This window comes from Paenibacillus sp. OSY-SE (genome assembly GCF_000283315.1).
In the GTDB taxonomy this organism is placed as follows: domain Bacteria; phylum Bacillota; class Bacilli; order Paenibacillales; family Paenibacillaceae; genus Paenibacillus_B; species Paenibacillus_B profundus.
Genome location: NZ_ALKF01000024.1, coordinates 1 through 1,039, shown reverse-complemented (window position 1 = coordinate 1,039; position 1,039 = coordinate 1). Strand labels below are relative to the sequence as shown.

Below are 1,039 nucleotides of genomic sequence, written 5' to 3'. Positions count from 1 at the left end.
AAACAAATTAATGAAGCTGATTATGCCATTAACCGCTTGATTTTTAAATACTATGAACCATATTTAGCTAGCTCTATCACCACTCAGCAAGCCGTGTTGCTGGATATTGTATACTCAGCCAACAAAATAACGGTAGGTGAGATTGCTATAGAAATGAACATTAGTTCTAGTGCAGTAAGCCAGCTTATTGCGAAGATGGAGAAAAACCAGTTTATTCATCGTGCTATCAATCCTGATAATCGCCGCGAAGTTTTTATTATGTTAGGAACTAAAGGTGTGGAGTACTTTGAGAAGCAACAATATGTCGAGCGTTCAGTGGCCGATCGTTTATTTTCTAAACTAACTGTTGCTGAACGTAATGAGTTAGAAAGAATTACGAATAAATTGAAACAAATTGCTGCTGAAGAGTTCATTTGAGTTCTTCACATCAAATATGTTAGATAACTAATATATTTAGGGGGCTTACTTATGTTCAGCTCTATTTATTCTACGCTTGAAAAAATCCAGTTCAATGGTGCAGTTTATGTAGAAACGAGCAATAACGAAATTGTAGATGTGACAATAGGCTCTGCAGATATGAAAAATTTAGTTCCGATTACGGGGGAGACACTATTTAACATTGCTTCCTTAAGCAAAATGTACACAGCTGTGATGGTACTTCAATTAATAGAGAAAAAGGTGATTCATTTTAACGACAACCTAACAAAATGGTTTGACACAAGTACCTTTCAAGATGTAACGATTGAAGAGTTATTGACGCATACATCCGGTATCCCAGAATATATAGATAATTCTTCAGTTGAAACTATTGAAGATATTTTACTTAACAAGAAGCCTTATTTCCTACCAGGTAGCGGTTGGCTTTATACAAATACAAATTATGTCTTGCTAGCTAAAATTATCGAACAGGCAAGTCAACTATCTTATGAGGATTATTTACAAAGAATGATTGCCCAACCTCTTCAACTTATAAACACCACAACGAAGCCAAAATCTAAGCCAACTGCTGTCGGTAAGCTATTTGATTTTATAAATAAGA

Annotated in this window: 2 protein-coding genes; both read left to right on the top strand. The window is 34.9% G+C overall.

Annotation, left to right across the window (positions count from 1 at the left end):
- Nucleotides 1-417: MarR family winged helix-turn-helix transcriptional regulator (locus tag A372_RS0100155; RefSeq protein WP_019418892.1), on the top strand; the 417-nt coding region annotated here is incomplete at its 5' end.
- Between the two features lie 51 nt (nt 418-468).
- On the top strand, nt 469-1,039 hold a 571-nt coding region (locus A372_RS0100150), incomplete at its 3' end, for a serine hydrolase domain-containing protein (RefSeq protein WP_019418891.1).